Below are 14,784 nucleotides of genomic sequence, written 5' to 3'. Positions count from 1 at the left end.
CGTTCGGTGGTTCGATGGATTCCGGGTTCGATGCTGACGCATCGCCCCGGAATGACAAAAGTGGTGCCTTACGCCGACTTCTTGTTCTGCCGGTTCTTCACGAGGTCATCGACCACCGCGGGATCGGCCAGCGTCGAGGTGTCGCCCAGGCTGCCCGGCTCATCCTCGGCGATCTTGCGCAGGATGCGGCGCATGATCTTGCCGGAGCGGGTCTTGGGCAGGCCCGGCGAGAACTGGATCTGGTCGGGCGCGGCGATCGGGCCGATCTCCTTGCGGACCCAGGTGACGAGTTCCTTGCGCAACTCGTCGCTCGGCTCGATGCCGGCCATCAGGGTGACATAGGCGTAGATGCCCTGGCCCTTGATGTCATGCGGGTAACCGACCACGGCCGCTTCCGAGACCTTCTCGTGTGCCACCAGCGCGCTCTCGACTTCCGCCGTGCCCATGCGGTGACCTGAGACGTTGATGACGTCGTCGACGCGGCCGGTGATCCAGTAATAACCGTCGGCGTCGCGGCGGCAGCCGTCGCCTGTAAAATACTTGCCCTTGTAGGTCGAGAAATAAGTCTGCTCGAAGCGGGCATGGTCGCCATAGACCGTGCGCATCTGGCCCGGCCACGAGCGCGTCAGACAGAGATTGCCTGATGTCTCACCCTCGAGCACATTGCCGTCGGCATCGACGATCTCGGGCGCCACGCCGAAGAACGGCAGCGTCGCCGAGCCCGGCTTGAGTTTTGTCGCGCCCGGCAGCGGTGTGATCAGAATGCCGCCGGTCTCGGTCTGCCACCAGGTGTCGACGATCGGGCAGCGGTCGTCGCCGACGACGCGGTGATACCACTCCCAGGCTTCCGGATTGATGGGTTCGCCGACCGAGCCGAGCAGGCGCAGGCTTGCGCGCGAGGTCTTCTTCACGGGCTCGTCGCCCGACTGCATCAACGCGCGGATCGCGGTCGGTGCGGTGTAGAAGATGTTGACCTTGTGCTTGTCGATGACGTTCCAGAAGCGCGAATTATCCGGATAATTCGGCACGCCCTCGAACATCAGCGTGGTCGCGCCGTTAGCCAGCGGCCCGTAGAGAATGTAGCTGTGGCCGGTGACCCAGCCGACGTCGGCGGTGCACCAGTAGATGTCGCCCTCGTGATAGTCGAAGACGTATTGATGCGTCATCGAGGCGAACACGAGATAGCCGCCCGAGGTGTGCAGCACGCCCTTCGGCTGGCCTGTCGAGCCCGACGTGTAGAGGATGAACAGCGGGTCCTCGGCGTGCATGTGCTCGACCGGACACTCCGTCGTCACCATCGCCGCCGCTTCGTGATACCAGAGGTCGCGCGTCGGGTTCATGTCGATCTTGCCGCCCGTGCGCTTGACCACGACGACCCAGTCGACGCCATCGGCCTTGGCGAGCGCCGCGTCGACATTGGCCTTCAGCGGCACCTTCTTGCCGCCGCGCAGGCCTTCGTCCGCGGTGATGATGATCTTGGACTGGCAGTCGTTGATGCGCTGGGCGAGTGAATCGGGCGAGAAGCCCGCGAACACCACGGAATGGATCGCGCCGATCCGCGCGCATGCCAGCATCGCATAGGCCGCTTCCGGAATCATCGGCAGATAGATGGTGACGCGATCGCCCTTCTTGACGTTGCGGGTGCGCAGGATGTTGGCCATCCGGCAGACCTCGTCGTGCAGCTCCTTGTAGGTGATGTGCCTGGACTGCGAGGGATCGTCGCCTTCCCAGATGATCGCGGTCTGGTTGCCGCGCTTGTGCAGATGCCGGTCGATGCAGTTATGGGCGACGTTGAGGACGCCGTCCTCGAACCATTTGATCGAGATGTTGCCCGGCGCGAAGGAGACGTTCTCGATCTTGGTCGGTGCATGCATCCAGTCGATGCGCTTGGCCTGCTCGGCCCAGAACGCGTTCGGGTCCGCGATCGAGCGGGCGTACATGTCCTTGTACTTGGCCTGGTCGACCCAGGCGCGCTTGGCCCATTCCGCGGGGACGTCGTAAATCTTCTCGGACATGCTTCCCTCCACATACGGCAAGCCGAGCACGGCGGACTGGCGAGCCACTTCATCGTTGATCGATTATGCGTCGGGCTAACCGGCCCCGACAAGGAGGACAAGCTGGACCTTCGGCGAGCGGCCGGCCATGCGGAAAATCAAACCCGCAGCGACTGGCTGTCGCGAGTCTGAAACAGCCCGGCTGACGGGTTCTTGCTCTTTACCCAATCTCCAGAAGTCGCTCGTGCAGGGCGCCCATGCGTCGCAGGAGGTATTTAGAAACCGCCTCTCAGTGATTCGGGACTCGCAATGCCGTTCGGAACACCCTAAGTGGCTAACCCGGGTCCGAAGAGACCCCTTGGAACAAACATCAGAACAGCGGCATTGAACGATAGCGGACAGGGTCAAGGCGTAAGACTATGATGGATCAGCAGAATCTCGGAGCGATGCGGCCTGCTTCGGCCGATCCTGCCGCCATTGCGCTGGCCAAGGCCCTTGGACAATGGCCGAAACCGGCCAGCTCCAGCCGTCCCAGTCCGAAAAAGGTGTTCGATTCTGCGTCCCCGGCTGCGGTCGAGGCGCTGGCCAAGGAGCTGGGCCTGCGGCTCGGCGACCAGAACGAGCTGACCATCCGCCGCATCAAGCGCGGTAAAGGCTATTCCTTCGTCCGCCCGAACGGCGCCCATATCCGTGATGCCCGGACTATTCGCCGGCTGCACGCCATGGCAGTGCCGCCGGCCTATCGCGAGGTGCGCTACTCGGCCGATCCGAGCACGCACCTTCAGGCGGTCGGCCGCGATGCCGCGGGCCGGTTGCAATATCGCTATCACGCCGACTGGGAGAAGGTCCGCGAGCACCGCAAGGCGCATCGCCTGGAAAAGCTCGTCGGTGCGCTGCCGAGGATCCGGCGCAAGGTCTCGGCGTTCCTGTCGGGCGACGAGCCGACGCGTGAATTCGCACTCTCGGCCGTGATCGAGCTGATCGCGCGCACCGCGATCCGTCCCGGCAATGAATCCTACGCCCGCCTCAACGGCACCCGGGGCGCGACCACGCTGCTGAAGTCCAACGTCACCCTCGAAGACGACAGCTTCGTGCTGACCTTCAAGGCCAAGGGCGGCAAGGCGGTGCGGAAAGAATGCGACGCCGCCAAGCTGGTGCGCGCCATCGGCATTCTCAATGGCGTCCCCGGCAAACGCATGTTCCAGTATCGCGATGCCTACGGCATCGTTCGCGCGGTCAGCACCACGCAGGTGAATGCGTTCCTGCGCGAGATCGCCGGCATCAAGATATCGCTCAAGGATTTTCGTACGCTGATGGCGTCGGCCGTCGTCGTGGAATCGCTGTCACGGATCACGCCGGCAACCAGCCAGCGCGGCCGCAAGAAGCAGGTGCTCGATGCGATCCGCGCCGCCGCCGACAAGCTCTCCAACACGCCGGCGATCTGCCGCAAGAGCTACGTCCACGACACCATCGTCACCGCTTTCGAGGACGGCATCCTCGAACGTTTTGCGGCGACGATGAAGGGCCAGCGTTCGCAGGCGCGCCGCGAGCAGCTTTTGCAGCAGGTCGTGGCAACCGCGGCGGTGTGACGAGTTTCGGTTCGTAGCCTGGATGGAGCGAAGCGAAATCCGGGATCGTGCGGCGTAAAGACTTTCCCGGATTGCGCTTCGCTCCATCCGGGCTACGGCGGCGGCGCTACATCCCGCCCATCTTGCAGACGAGCTTCCACTCTTCGGCCGTTACCGGCTGCACCGACAGTCGCGAATATTTCACCAGCGCCATGTCTGCGAGCCTCTTGTCCGCCTTGATCGCGGCCATCGTGACTGGTGTCTTCAACGGCTTGTCGGCCTTGATGTCGACGCAGACGAACTTTTCGGTCTTGTCCGTCGGATCCGGATAGGCCTCCTTGATGACTTCCGCGATGCCGACGATCTCCTTGCCCTCGTTGGAATGGTAGAAGAACGCCTTGTCGCCCTTCTTCATGTTCACGAGGTTCTGCCGCGCGGTGAAGTTGCGCACGCCGGTCCAGGCCTCGCCCTTGGCGCCCTTCGCAACCTGCTGGTCCCAGGACCACACCGATGGTTCGGATTTCACCAGCCAGTACGCCATGTTCATTCCTCTGCCTTGAAGGGACGGGTCAACAAACCCGAGATCGCGGCGTCGATCGTGCTCCGGCCGCTCAGGATCGAAGCGACGGCTTCTGATACGGGCATCTCGACGTTTTGCGAAGCGGCGAGCTCGATCAGCACCGGCGCGGTGGATTCGCCTTCGGCCAGCTTGCCGGCCGGCGGCAGCTCGCCGCGTCCGAGTGCCAGCCCAAGTGCGAAATTGCGCGACTGCGGGCTTGAACAGGTCAGGATCAGATCGCCGAGACCGGACAAGCCGGTGAGCGTCTCCCTGCGCGCACCGAGCGCGCGGCCCAAACGAGCCAGTTCGGCAAAGCCGCGGGTCGTGAGCGCGGCCTGCGCGGAAGCGCCGAGCTTTCGCCCGACCGCGATGCCGACCGCAATCGCCAGCACGTTCTTGGCGGCGCCGCCGATCTCGACGCCGCGGACGTCAGTGGTGTGATAGGGCCGGAACGTTGCCGAGCCCAGTGCCTGCACCAATGCGCTCGCCAGGGCCTCGTCCTTTGTCGCCAGTGTCACGGCCGTCGGCAAGCCGCGCGCGACGTCGTCGGCAAAGCTCGGGCCCGAGAGGATCCCAGGGATCGCATGGGGCGCGGCTTCCGCGATCACGTCGGTCATGAATTTGTGGGTACCGTGCTCGATGCCCTTGGCGCAGGCGATGATCGGCACGGGCCCGATGACATGCGAGGCCAGCATGTTGACGGCGCCGCGCAGATGCTGCGCAGGTGTCACGATCAGAAGCATGTCGGCGCGTGCGGCGAGCGCCAGATCGCTCGTCACGAAGATGTCCGGCGCGAGTTGCACGCCCGCCAGCCGCGGATTGTCACGGGTCGAGGAGATCCGCGCGGCATGATCGGCATTGCGGGCCCACAATGTCACGTTCCGTCCGGCGCGCGCGGCCACCGTCGCCAGCGCCGTGCCCCAGGCGCCGGCACCGATCACCGCGACGGAGTCGAATCGGGTCATCGCTAGTATCCCGCCCGCGTCTTGCCATAGCCATCAGGCGCGGTTGCGTTGGCGTCCAGCAGCCAGCGCGCGCGGGGCTGCGCCTCCATCGTGTCGGTCAGGCCGAGCGCGAGGCGTTCGGCACCAGCCCAGGCAATCATCGCGCCATTGTCGGTGCAGAGCGCTGGTGGCGGCATGATCAATTGCGTCCCGGCTTGCCGCGCGACGGCCTCCAGCGCGCCGCGTATCGCCTGATTGGCGGCGACACCGCCGGCCGCGACCAACGCGCTGGGCGCGCCGAACCGTTCGCGGAAAAGCCTCAGGCCAACGCTCAAGCGATCGGCTGTGGAGTCCAGCACCGCAGCCTGGAAGCTTGCGCAGAGATCGCTAATGTCCTGCGATGTGATCTCGGTGAGCCTGCTCGCCTCGGTGCGGACCGCGGTCTTCAACCCCGATAGCGAGAAATTGGCGTCGGGGCGTCCCTGCATCGGACGCGGGAAGGCGAAGCGCGTGGCATCGCCGTTCGCCGCCGCGCGTTCGACCTGCGGACCGCCGGGATAGGGCAAGCCCAGCATCTTCGCGACCTTGTCGAAGGCCTCGCCGATCGCGTCGTCGACGGTGGTGCCGAGCCGGACATATTGGCCGACGCCGGTCACCGCGACGATCTGGGTGTGGCCGCCGGATGCGAGGAACAGGCAATAGGGAAATGCGATGCCGTCGGTCAGGCGCGGCGTCAGCGCATGCGCCTCGAGATGGTTGACCGCGACCAGCGGCGTATCATGCACCATCGCGATCGCCTTTGCGGTGGTCAGCCCGACGATGACGCCGCCGATCAGCCCTGGCCCCGCGGCGGCCGCCACGCCGTTGAGCTGGGCGAAGCCGACGCCAGCCTCACTCATGGCACGGTCGATGATGCCGTCGAGCAGGTCGACATGCGCGCGGGCCGCGATCTCCGGCACGACGCCGCCGAAGCGGGCGTGCTCCTCGACCTGGGATCGCACGATGTTGGAGAGGATCTTGCCGCTGCCGTCGGGCGCGCGCTCGATCACGGCCGCCGCGGTCTCGTCGCAGGTGGTCTCGATGCCCAGTACCAGCATTGGCGAATTGTTGTCCAATTTGCGCCCTTCTCACCCCCTTGCGCTCATCCGCAAAGCAGAGTTCTGGTAACGCGGTAGCATTCCGGGGTTGGCTTTTGCAATCGCCACGCGACGTCATCCCTCGCCAATGCATCACCGCCGCGTGGTCCGGGAACACAAGCGATGTCCATTCTTGTCACACGGCCGCATCCCGACAATGAGGCGACGGCGGAACATCTGCGCGCGCGAGGTCATGTAGTGCTGCTCGCGCCGGTGCTCAAGTTTGAGCCGGTCCCCTTTCACGACGAGAGCGAGGCCGGCTATAGCGCCGTGATCGTCACGTCGGCGAATGCGATCCGCGCCGGCGCGCCGCAATTGCGCGATCTCGGCCTGCTCGAGCTGCCACTGTTCGCGGTCGGCGAGCACACGGCTTCCGTGGCGCGCGAGGTCGGCTTCGCGAATGTCATTGTTGCTGGTGGCGATGCGGCATCCCTGCGCGACACGGTGATGCAGGGCGCACGTGACAAGCTGCTGAAGAAAAAGAGCACGCTGCTTTATCTTGCAGGCGCGGATCTGTCGCGCGATCTCGGTGGCGAGCTCGGCGCCGAAGGGTACAGCGTGGTCACGCAGACCACCTATCGCATGGTCCCGGTCAAGGTTTTCCCGCGAAATGTTTGCGAGGGCTTTGCCGCTCATGGCATCGAGGCGGTGCTGCATTACTCCCGCCGCAGCGCGCGCGCCTTTCTGGATGCCGCCCGCGACGAGGGCCTCGAAATATCGGCCCTCGCGATCCCGCAATGCTGCCTGTCCGAGACGGTCGCCGGCGTGCTGCGCGATGCCGGTGCGTCGCAGGTCCTGGTGGCTGCGACCCCGGACGAAAATGCCCTATTCGACGCCTTGGAGCGTGCTTTGCGGACCCGTTTGGCGTAAGAGGACGGGCCGAATCCGACGCAATCGGGCTCGTCTCTGGTATGCAAGTGTAAGGAACCGTCACGATGGCCGACGACAAGCCTGAAGACGCAGGCAAGCCTGGAGAGGATGGACCGCCCCCCGGGCCCGGCCGCGCCAAGCGCACCCCGCCCACCATCGACCTCGAGGCGACCGAAGTCTCCACCCAGCCGCAGGATGTGCCGGCCGAGCCGGAGGCGCAGCCATCGGCCGAGCGGGCGAACACCGAGCAGGCAAATTCTACACATGCAGGTGTCGACGACGCCAAGGTCGAGACGGCTAAGCCGGAGCATAGCGAGGCGCAGCCGACCGCGGCGCCAGCCGCCATTTCTCCCTGGGTCATTGCGCCATTTTCCGGCGCCGTCGCAGCTGCAATCGTGATCGCGGTCGGCTGGGCGCTCGGCTGGCCCGCGGTGCAGGCGCCGCCGGCAGCACCGCAAGTGACCAGCGCGACAGTCGACGCGCTGAGTGGTCGTGTCGCCGCAGTCGAAGCCAAAGTCGACGCAAAGGCGGGCAAGCCCACGGCCGATCCGGCAACCACAGCACGGCTCGACGCGCTCGAAAAATCCGTCGGCACGTTGCGCAGCGACATCGCCAGTTTGCGTGCGCAGTCCGACAAGACGGCGAGTGCATTGAACGACGTGAAATCCTTGCCGCGCGATGCGGCGGCTTCGCCTGGCCTCGCCGCCCTCGATGAGCGCATCTCCCAGCTTGAGCGCGCCAGCACGTCCGCGCGCGCCGAGCTGGCGCAGCAGGGCGAAAAGATTGCCGCCGATGCGAAGGTGATGGACGACAAGCCGTTGCGCTATGTCGTCGCCGCGACCCTGCTCGATGTCGCCGTTCGTCATAACGATCCCTACGGGGCGCAGCTCGCCGCGGCGCGGTCGTTCGCCGCCAAGCCGGAGATGCTGAAGCCGCTCGATGGTTTTGCCTCCTCGGGGATTCCGACGCCTGTTACGCTGACCCGCGAGCTGCTCAACATCGTGCCGAAACTGTCGCCGCCGCCGGAGGCAACCAGCAGCAATGCCGGCATCGTCGAGCGTCTTCAGGCGGGCGCGTCGAAACTCGTCCGCATCGAGCGCACCGACGGTGTCGGCAACGACCGTGGCGCTATCGTCGCGCGGGTTACGGCCGCGGCGCTGCGCAACGACTTCGCCGAGGCGCGCCGCGAGCTGAAGACGCTGTCCGATGCCGATCGTGCGCCCGCGCAGGCCTGGCTGGACAAGGCCGATGCACGCGATGCCGCGCTCGATGCCTCCCGCAAATTCGCCGAGGACGCTCTGGCTGGTCTCGCCAAGCCTGCTCAATAAGATTCGCGCAACAATCCGCGCGTATAGGGATAGTCATGCTTCGCATCGTCCTCTTCCTCGTTCTGATTGCGCTTGCAGGTGCCGGCGCGGCCTGGGTTGCCGACCAGCCCGGCAATGTCGTGCTGACCTGGGGCGGTTTCCGGGCCTCACCGAGCATTCCTGTGTTCGTGCTCTGCCTCGGCATTTTTGCGGTCCTGATCGTGTTTGTCTGGAGCATCCTGACCATGATCTGGCGCATGCCGGGCCGGATACGCCGCCGCCGTCATGAGAAGCGCCGCGCACGCGGTCGCCACGCCATCACCCATGGCCTGCTCGCGATCGGCCATGGCGACACCGGGCTTGCCCGCCGGCACGCCGAAGCAGCGCGGCGCCACGCGCCGGATGATCCGCTCGCACTGCTGCTACACGCGCAATCGGCGCAGCTCGGCGGCAATCGCGACGAGGCGCAGCGCGCCTTCCGCGCCATGGCCGAGCGCGAGGATACGCGGCTGCTCGGCCTGCGCGGCCTGTTCATCGAGGCGCAGCGCGCCGACGATGCGGTCGGCGCCGTGATGATCGCGGAGGAAGCGATCAAGCTGTCGCCGTCCTCGACCTGGGCCTCGCATGCGGTGCTCGGTTTCCGCTGTGCGCGCGGCGACTGGAGCGGTGCGCTCGCGATCCTCGATTCGAATCTGTCCTCCGGCCTGATCGACAAGCCCGCCTATCGCCGCCAGCGCGGCGTGCTGCTCACGGCGCGCGCGCTGGAACTCGAGACCATGGACCGCGACGTTGCCCGCGAAAGCGTGATGGAAGCCGTCAAGCTCGCGCCGACGCTGGTGCCGGCCGCCGTGCTCGCCGCGAAATTCGAGAGCGAGGCGCATCAGGTGCGCCGCGCCATGAAGCTGGTCGAGGCCGCCTGGCTCGCCAATCCGCATCCTGATCTCGCCGATGCCTATGCGCATGTGAAGCTCGGCGATGCAGCGCGGCAGCGCTTGCAGCGGATCGAGACGCTCGCGGCGAAAACGCCGGCGGACAAGGCCGGTCATGTCGAGGGCCAGCTCGCGATCGCGCGCGCCGCGATCGATGCCTCTGAATTCGCCCGCGCGCGCGCGGTGCTCGCACCTTTCGTCAACGATCCGACCCAGCGCGTGGCGTTGTTGATGGCCGAGCTCGAGCGCGCCGAGCATGGCGACGGCGGTCGCGCCCGCGCCTGGACCCTGCGTGCGGTGCGTGCCCGCCACGACCCGGCCTGGACCGCGGATGGCTACGTCAGCGATCGCTGGCGACCGGTGTCTCCTGTCACCGGCCGCCTCGATGCCTTCCAATGGCAGACGCCGGTGGCGAGCCTGCCCTCGGACAAGGGGACCACGATCGAATCCTCGGCCTTCGAGGAAGCCATGCTCGCAGCCCCGCCGCCGAAGCGGGTGACGATGGCCAGCGAGACGCCGGCGGAACCGGTCGTGATCGCGCCGGCTCCGACACCGGCACCACCGGCTCCGGCCGCGCAGGACAACGCACCTCCGGCGGCCAAGGAACAGCCGGTTGAAGCGCCCGCGGAGCCGGTCAAGCCGGTCCCTGAGGCGGCCGAATCATCGCCGGTGGCGGCAACCCCGGTGTTCCGCACCCGGGCCGACCTCGGCAAGCCTGCGCACGCGCCCATCGAGACTGTGATCCCGATCGTCCGCGCCCCGGATGATCCCGGCATCGATGACGACGGTCCGAGCGATGAATTTACGGAACAAATCGGCACGCCCAGGGACCATGCAAAGGCTCAGGCCGGCGGCTGGCGCGGATTCTGGTCCCGTTGGGGCGCGTGAGGCGCATTTCGCACCTCCCTTGTCCTTGCCAATTCGGGCCATGCCCGATATCACGAGCGCGCGTAGCGGGGCCGGCATCGCCGGGCTCCGGCAAGGTTCGCCGCAATAGCTCAGTCGGTAGAGCACGTCATTCGTAATGACGGGGTCGGGGGTTCGAATCCCTCTTGCGGCACCAGCGCACCCATTGTCCAGCCCGCTCATCATTCATCCTGCTGTCACAGGCCAGCTTCAAGGCCGCGCCTGCGCTTGCGTGATGCTTCTCACATAAGCACGCGCGGCTCTCCCCTAATGTCCCGGTCACGCAAACACATGGGGAGATTTCATATGCGCAAGATCATTCTGGTTGCCGCCATGGTCCTGGTCTCTGCATCGGCCCAGGCAGGCGGTTCACGCAGCCTCTCGCTGGCTGCGGCCAATGAGCAGCAGGCGCAGGCGCCGCAAGCTTCCGTCGCGCCGACTGCCACCGCCACGCAGGTCAGCGAAGTCGCGCCAGGCACGGTGGCTCCGGCCTATGTCGATCGTCCGCCGGCGGTTTCGACCACTGCTCCGGCTTCGCCGACCGCGACCACGCCGACGTCAACGCCAGTTGCGACCCAGCCTGCCCCGAAAACGGCCGCGAAGGCGGGCAGGCCCAGGCATGTCAGGACCTGGACCGAAGACCGCATCATCAGCGAACTGCACCGCCACGGTGTCTATTGGTAAGCGACGGCATTCCTCGCAAAATCGAAAAGGCCGGGCTGAGGCCGGCCTTTTGCTGGTCGAAGCCTGACGCGTCTAGCGCTGCGAGACCGTCTGCACCACGCTCGAAACCGGGCGCGCATTCGTCGCGCTGCTGGACGCCGGCACCTTCAGTTCCTTGAGCACCGCCTCGTCATATTCAGGCAGCGATTCGAACGTCGTCTTCGCCTTGATCTGAACGACCTTGTAGCCGCCGGCCTTGAGGCGCGCGAGCAGCGTCGGCAGCGCTTCGCCGGTGCGCTTCTGGAAGTCGTGCATCAGGATGATGCCTTTGCCGAGCTTGTCGAGCTTGGTCATCACGTTGCTGATGATCTTGTCCGGCGTGCTCTCCTTGCGGAAGTCGAAGGAGTCGAGGTCGGTCGAGAAGATCCCGACATTGCGGCTGCCGAGATAGCTCACCAGCGCCGGGTTCTGCGAAAGCTGCGGGAAGCGGAAGAACGGCGACGGATTGGTGCCGAGTGCCCATTTCACGGCACTGAAGCCCTTCTCGATCTCGTCCTTGGCCTGCTGCTCCGTCATCTTCTTGCCGTTCAGGTTGAAATGCGACCAGGTGTGCGCACCAACCGTATGGCCCTGCGCGAGCACCTGGCGCAGGATTTCCGGATGATAGGTTGCATGCTTGCCGACGGAAAAGAACAGGCCCTTGGTGCACTCATCCGCGAGTGCCTTCAGCACCGCCGGGGTGTTGACCGGCCACGGACCGTCGTCGAAGGTCAGCACGACTTCCTTGTCGGCGAGGAAATCAAACTGCTTGTACTGCTCGAAGCCGAAGCCGGGACCCCCGGTCGTGTCGATCTCGACGACGCGCGAGACGCCCAGTGCATTCGGATTGGCGCAGGTTGTCGTCTGCTGAACCGGAGCTGGCACGGGCACTGGTGCAGTTGCCGCGGCGGGAGCAGCGGGCTTGCCCGCGATCGCCGCAGTGGTGTCGACGTCATCCTTGGCTGCAAGCTTGGCCTGCGCCGGAAGCGGATCGGCAGCACGGGCGGCCGTTGTCTTGGGGGCGCCCTGATCGGCGCGCGAGGAATAGAAGTACCAACCTCCGGCGATCACGATCGCCGCAACCACACTGGCCAGCATCAGGCCCAACGCATTACGCATCGCTACTCTTTCCAAATACGCAACCAAACAGGCGGAATGACCCGCGTCGCCAGCCATTAATGCGAAGGAACAGTTAACGTGACACCAACACGACGGCGGTTGCGGAGGAATTTCAGGCGAGTGCGCCAAAGTGACCGAGGTCACAAAGGGGCAGCCGCCCGTGACTGGCATCACAGTGGAAACTGTTTTGCTGGAGCATTGTCGTTCCCATCAACAACGGGCCCCGCTGCGGCGGTGCCAATGGGAGCTTCAAATGACCAAGTCGTTCACTGCCAAGATCCGCGACACCAGCCTGGCTCTGGGCTTTGCCGCCATCGTGTCGATCGTCTCGACGACCTCGAGCTTCGCCTTCTCGGCCGAGGCGCAGCAGATGTGCACGGGCGACGCCTTCCGCCTGTGCTCGTCGGAAATCCCCAACATTCCGAAGATCACGGCGTGCATGATACAGCACCGCTCGGACCTGAGCGCCGGCTGCCGCGCGGTGATGGACAAGGATCTCGCCAAGGGCCCGTCACGCAAGGTTGCTGACGCCCAAGACGGTCAGTGACGGTCAGTGACGGTCAGTGACGGTCAGTAAGCGCGCGACGCATCGCGCGTTGTCTTTCAGCTCCCCTCGCGATGAGCCCCGGCGGCAAGCCGGGGCCACGCGGCGCACCGATCGGCCTGCCAACAAATCCGTTGCGGCCGAGGGGGCACCGCACTAGCTTCGCCCGCACGTCCTTCCGGGCAAGAGGCATTACGCGATGACCAGATTTCTTTTCATCATTCCCTTGGTTCTGTGCGCATCGAGCGCCTCGGCGCAGCAGCAGCAGCCCGGCCACGACGCCTGCGCGCGCGACGTCACGCGTTTCTGCCGTCCCGTGATGAACAATGGCGATAGCGCCGTGCTCGCCTGCCTGAAAGAGCACCGTACCAAGCTGAGCAGGGCTTGCGACAAAGTGCTGACCGATCACGGGCAGTAATCACCGACGCAAAGCCTACGTGCTGCTGCCTGCTGCGGTGGCAACCACGGGCAGCACTTCGCTGCCAGCACGATCCGGAGTCTCTTCTTTCCAGCGCACCGAGCCGAACGGTCGCTCCAGCATGCGGCGGATGCGCACCGGGTCGGGACCGATGTGGAAATCGATCGCCTGCTGATGCAGCGCGCGCTCCGACTGGGTCGAGCGGTTGCGCTGGCGCAAGTAATCGAACCAGGTTGGGCAGTGATAGCGCTCGGTCCACAATTCAGGGTCGGCGATGTCGCGCGCAATGGACCAGCCATAGGCGCCGTTGCGCTGCCGGGAGAGCTGCACGTCCTGCATCACGTTGTGAAAGGCGCGCGCGTTCTCCTGGGCAACGCGGTACTCGATCTCGACCACCAGCGGCCCGCTGCGCCCTGTGATCGACAGCTTCACCTCGGGATCGGCCAGCACGTCCGCGTCTTCGTTGCGGGCGCCGACGCGAGGCATCGTCAGCCAGATGCCGACCACCGGCGAGATCAGCATCAGGCCCGCGGCGGTCAGCAGCGCAATCTCGACGCCGGCATAATCGGTGAGATGCCCCCAGCCCCAGGCGCCGATCGCAATGCCGCCGGAGATCGAGGCCTGGAACGCCGCGAGCGAGCGTCCGGCGACCCATCGCGGCGCCGAAAGCTGCACGCCGATGTTGAACAGCGCCACCGAGGCCATCCAGACTGCGCCGGCCAGCACCAGGGCGGCTGCGGTCAGCACCGGTTCGGTGCTCAAGGCAACTGCGGCCATCGCAAACGCCATCGAGATCGTGCAGGCGCGGATCGCAGCCTCCCCGCTCATACGCTTGCGCAGCTCATGGATGTTGAGCGCACCGATCACCGCGCCCATGCCGAATGCACCCAGTATGATGCCGTAGGTCTGTGCGCCGCCATGCAGCAGATCGCGCGCGACCAGCGGCATCAGTGCCATCACGGCGCCGCCGATCAAGCCCATCAGCAGCGTCCGCAGCAGCACGATCTTGATCGGCGGCGAATTGGTGATGTAGCGGAAGCCGGAGACCATCGCGCGGTTGAGTTTCTCCCGCGGCAGTCGGGATGGTTCGACCACGCGGCGCCACAGCAGCAGCACCACCAGCAGCGGCAGGTAGAGGATCGCGTTGCAGACAAACGCCGCGACCGCACCGAGCGAGGCGACGATGACGCCACCCACCGCGGGGCCGAAGCTGCGCGCGATGTTGTAGCTGATGCCGTTCAGCGCCACCGCCGACGGCAGGGCGTCCGGCGGCACCTGCTCGCTGACCGAGGACTGCCAGGCCGGTCCAAACAGCGCATTGCCGCTGCCGACCACGAAGCAGAAGGCGAGCAGCGATTCCGGTGCGATGAGCTTGAGCCCGGCCAGGATCGCGAGGGCCGATGCCCCGGTCAGTGCGATCATCAGCGCCACCAGCGTCACGATACGACGGTCGTACATGTCGGCGATGGCGCCCGCCGGCATCGAGATCAGCATGATCGGCAGCATCAGCGCGGTCTGCACCAGCGCCACCTTGTCGGCGGAGGCCGTCATCTGCGTCATCGCCCAGGCCGCGCCCACGCCCTGGATCAGCAGGCCGAGATTGGAGAGCAGGCTGGCGAGCCAGATGCGCCGGAACACGGTGTACCGCAGGGGGGCGGTGATGCCGTCGGCGGAACGTCTCTGACGGTTCGTCGGTTCGGTCATATACCCTTCCAAGTCGTCGGGCAGAAATGGCTTGAATAATTCCGGCAGGCCCAGTGATGCCCGCGAAAGTCCTTCGCTGTCCAG

12 protein-coding genes, 1 tRNA gene and 1 pseudogene are annotated in these 14,784 nt (G+C 65.7%); 7 read left to right on the top strand and 7 right to left on the bottom strand.

The window, feature by feature from the left end; genetic code table 11:
* Nucleotides 1–68 precede the first annotated feature (68 nt).
* Nucleotides 69–2,015 carry an acetate--CoA ligase gene (gene acs, locus JQ621_RS14880; RefSeq protein ID WP_212235469.1) on the bottom strand — a complete coding sequence of 649 codons (1,947 nt, stop codon included), beginning with the start codon at nt 2,013–2,015 and terminating at the stop codon, nt 69–71.
* A 398-nt stretch (nt 2,016–2,413) separates the two neighbouring features.
* On the opposite strand from acs, the gene JQ621_RS14875 reads away from it, so the two are divergent.
* On the top strand, nt 2,414–3,583 hold the full coding sequence (locus JQ621_RS14875) for a DNA topoisomerase IB (protein WP_212235468.1): 1,170 nt from the start codon (nt 2,414–2,416) through the stop codon (nt 3,581–3,583).
* Nucleotides 3,584–3,689: 106 nt separating this feature from the next.
* On the opposite strand, the gene JQ621_RS14870 is transcribed toward JQ621_RS14875, so the two are convergent.
* The 3 genes from JQ621_RS14870 to tsaD are packed head-to-tail and all read right to left on the bottom strand — an operon-like array spanning nt 3,690 to nt 6,162.
* Complete coding sequence (locus JQ621_RS14870; protein WP_212235467.1) at nt 3,690–4,103, bottom strand: EVE domain-containing protein; 414 nt, start codon at nt 4,101–4,103, stop codon at nt 3,690–3,692.
* A gap of 2 nt (nt 4,104–4,105) precedes the next feature.
* Nucleotides 4,106–5,086 carry an NAD(P)H-dependent glycerol-3-phosphate dehydrogenase gene (locus tag JQ621_RS14865; protein ID WP_212235466.1) on the bottom strand — a complete coding sequence of 327 codons (981 nt, stop codon included), beginning with the start codon at nt 5,084–5,086 and terminating at the stop codon, nt 4,106–4,108.
* 2 nt (nt 5,087–5,088) lie between these two features.
* Nucleotides 5,089–6,162 carry a tRNA (adenosine(37)-N6)-threonylcarbamoyltransferase complex transferase subunit TsaD gene (gene tsaD / locus JQ621_RS14860; protein WP_212235465.1) on the bottom strand — a complete coding sequence of 358 codons (1,074 nt, stop codon included), beginning with the start codon at nt 6,160–6,162 and terminating at the stop codon, nt 5,089–5,091.
* A gap of 162 nt (nt 6,163–6,324) precedes the next feature.
* On the opposite strand from tsaD, the gene JQ621_RS14855 reads away from it, so the two are divergent.
* Complete coding sequence (locus JQ621_RS14855; protein WP_212235464.1) at nt 6,325–7,071, top strand: uroporphyrinogen-III synthase; 747 nt, start codon at nt 6,325–6,327, stop codon at nt 7,069–7,071.
* 1,019 nt (nt 7,072–8,090) lie between these two features.
* On the opposite strand, the pseudogene JQ621_RS36015 reads toward JQ621_RS14855, so the two are convergent.
* Nucleotides 8,091–8,396, bottom strand: a pseudogene (locus JQ621_RS36015) (hypothetical protein); the annotation flags it as partial.
* 38 nt (nt 8,397–8,434) lie between these two features.
* Between JQ621_RS36015 and JQ621_RS14845 the strand changes: the two are divergent.
* The 3 genes from JQ621_RS14845 to JQ621_RS14835 all read left to right on the top strand — a co-directional run bounded on the left by JQ621_RS14845 (nt 8,435) and on the right by JQ621_RS14835 (nt 10,897).
* Nucleotides 8,435–10,195, top strand: a complete 1,761-nt coding sequence (locus JQ621_RS14845; RefSeq protein WP_212235462.1) for a heme biosynthesis protein HemY — start codon at nt 8,435–8,437, stop codon at nt 10,193–10,195.
* 99 nt (nt 10,196–10,294) lie between these two features.
* Nucleotides 10,295–10,370, top strand: a tRNA-Thr gene (locus tag JQ621_RS14840).
* 149 nt (nt 10,371–10,519) lie between these two features.
* Entirely contained in the window at nt 10,520–10,897 is a 378-nt protein-coding gene (locus tag JQ621_RS14835; RefSeq protein WP_212235461.1) for a hypothetical protein, read from the top strand.
* A 72-nt stretch (nt 10,898–10,969) separates the two neighbouring features.
* On the opposite strand, the gene JQ621_RS14830 is transcribed toward JQ621_RS14835, so the two are convergent.
* Nucleotides 10,970–12,034 carry a polysaccharide deacetylase family protein gene (locus JQ621_RS14830; protein ID WP_212235460.1) on the bottom strand — a complete coding sequence of 355 codons (1,065 nt, stop codon included), beginning with the start codon at nt 12,032–12,034 and terminating at the stop codon, nt 10,970–10,972.
* 253 nt (nt 12,035–12,287) lie between these two features.
* Between JQ621_RS14830 and JQ621_RS14825 the strand changes: the two genes are divergently transcribed.
* The gene (locus JQ621_RS14825) at nt 12,288–12,581 is read left to right on the top strand and encodes a hypothetical protein (RefSeq protein ID WP_212235459.1); all 294 of its coding nucleotides are present in this window, start codon (nt 12,288–12,290) and stop codon (nt 12,579–12,581) included.
* Nucleotides 12,582–12,777: 196 nt separating this feature from the next.
* Complete coding sequence (locus JQ621_RS14820; RefSeq protein ID WP_212235458.1) at nt 12,778–12,996, top strand: hypothetical protein; 219 nt, start codon at nt 12,778–12,780, stop codon at nt 12,994–12,996.
* A gap of 15 nt (nt 12,997–13,011) precedes the next feature.
* On the opposite strand, the gene JQ621_RS14815 is transcribed toward JQ621_RS14820, so the two are convergent.
* The gene (locus JQ621_RS14815; RefSeq protein WP_212235457.1) at nt 13,012–14,700 is read right to left on the bottom strand and encodes an MFS transporter; all 1,689 of its coding nucleotides are present in this window, start codon (nt 14,698–14,700) and stop codon (nt 13,012–13,014) included.
* Nucleotides 14,701–14,784 lie beyond the last annotated feature (84 nt).

The sequence above is a fragment of the Bradyrhizobium manausense genome, from assembly GCF_018129685.1.
Lineage (GTDB): Bacteria > Pseudomonadota > Alphaproteobacteria > Rhizobiales > Xanthobacteraceae > Bradyrhizobium > Bradyrhizobium manausense_D.
The sequence above is the reverse complement of the archived record's forward strand: the minus strand, read 5'-3'. Positions and strand labels throughout refer to the sequence as shown.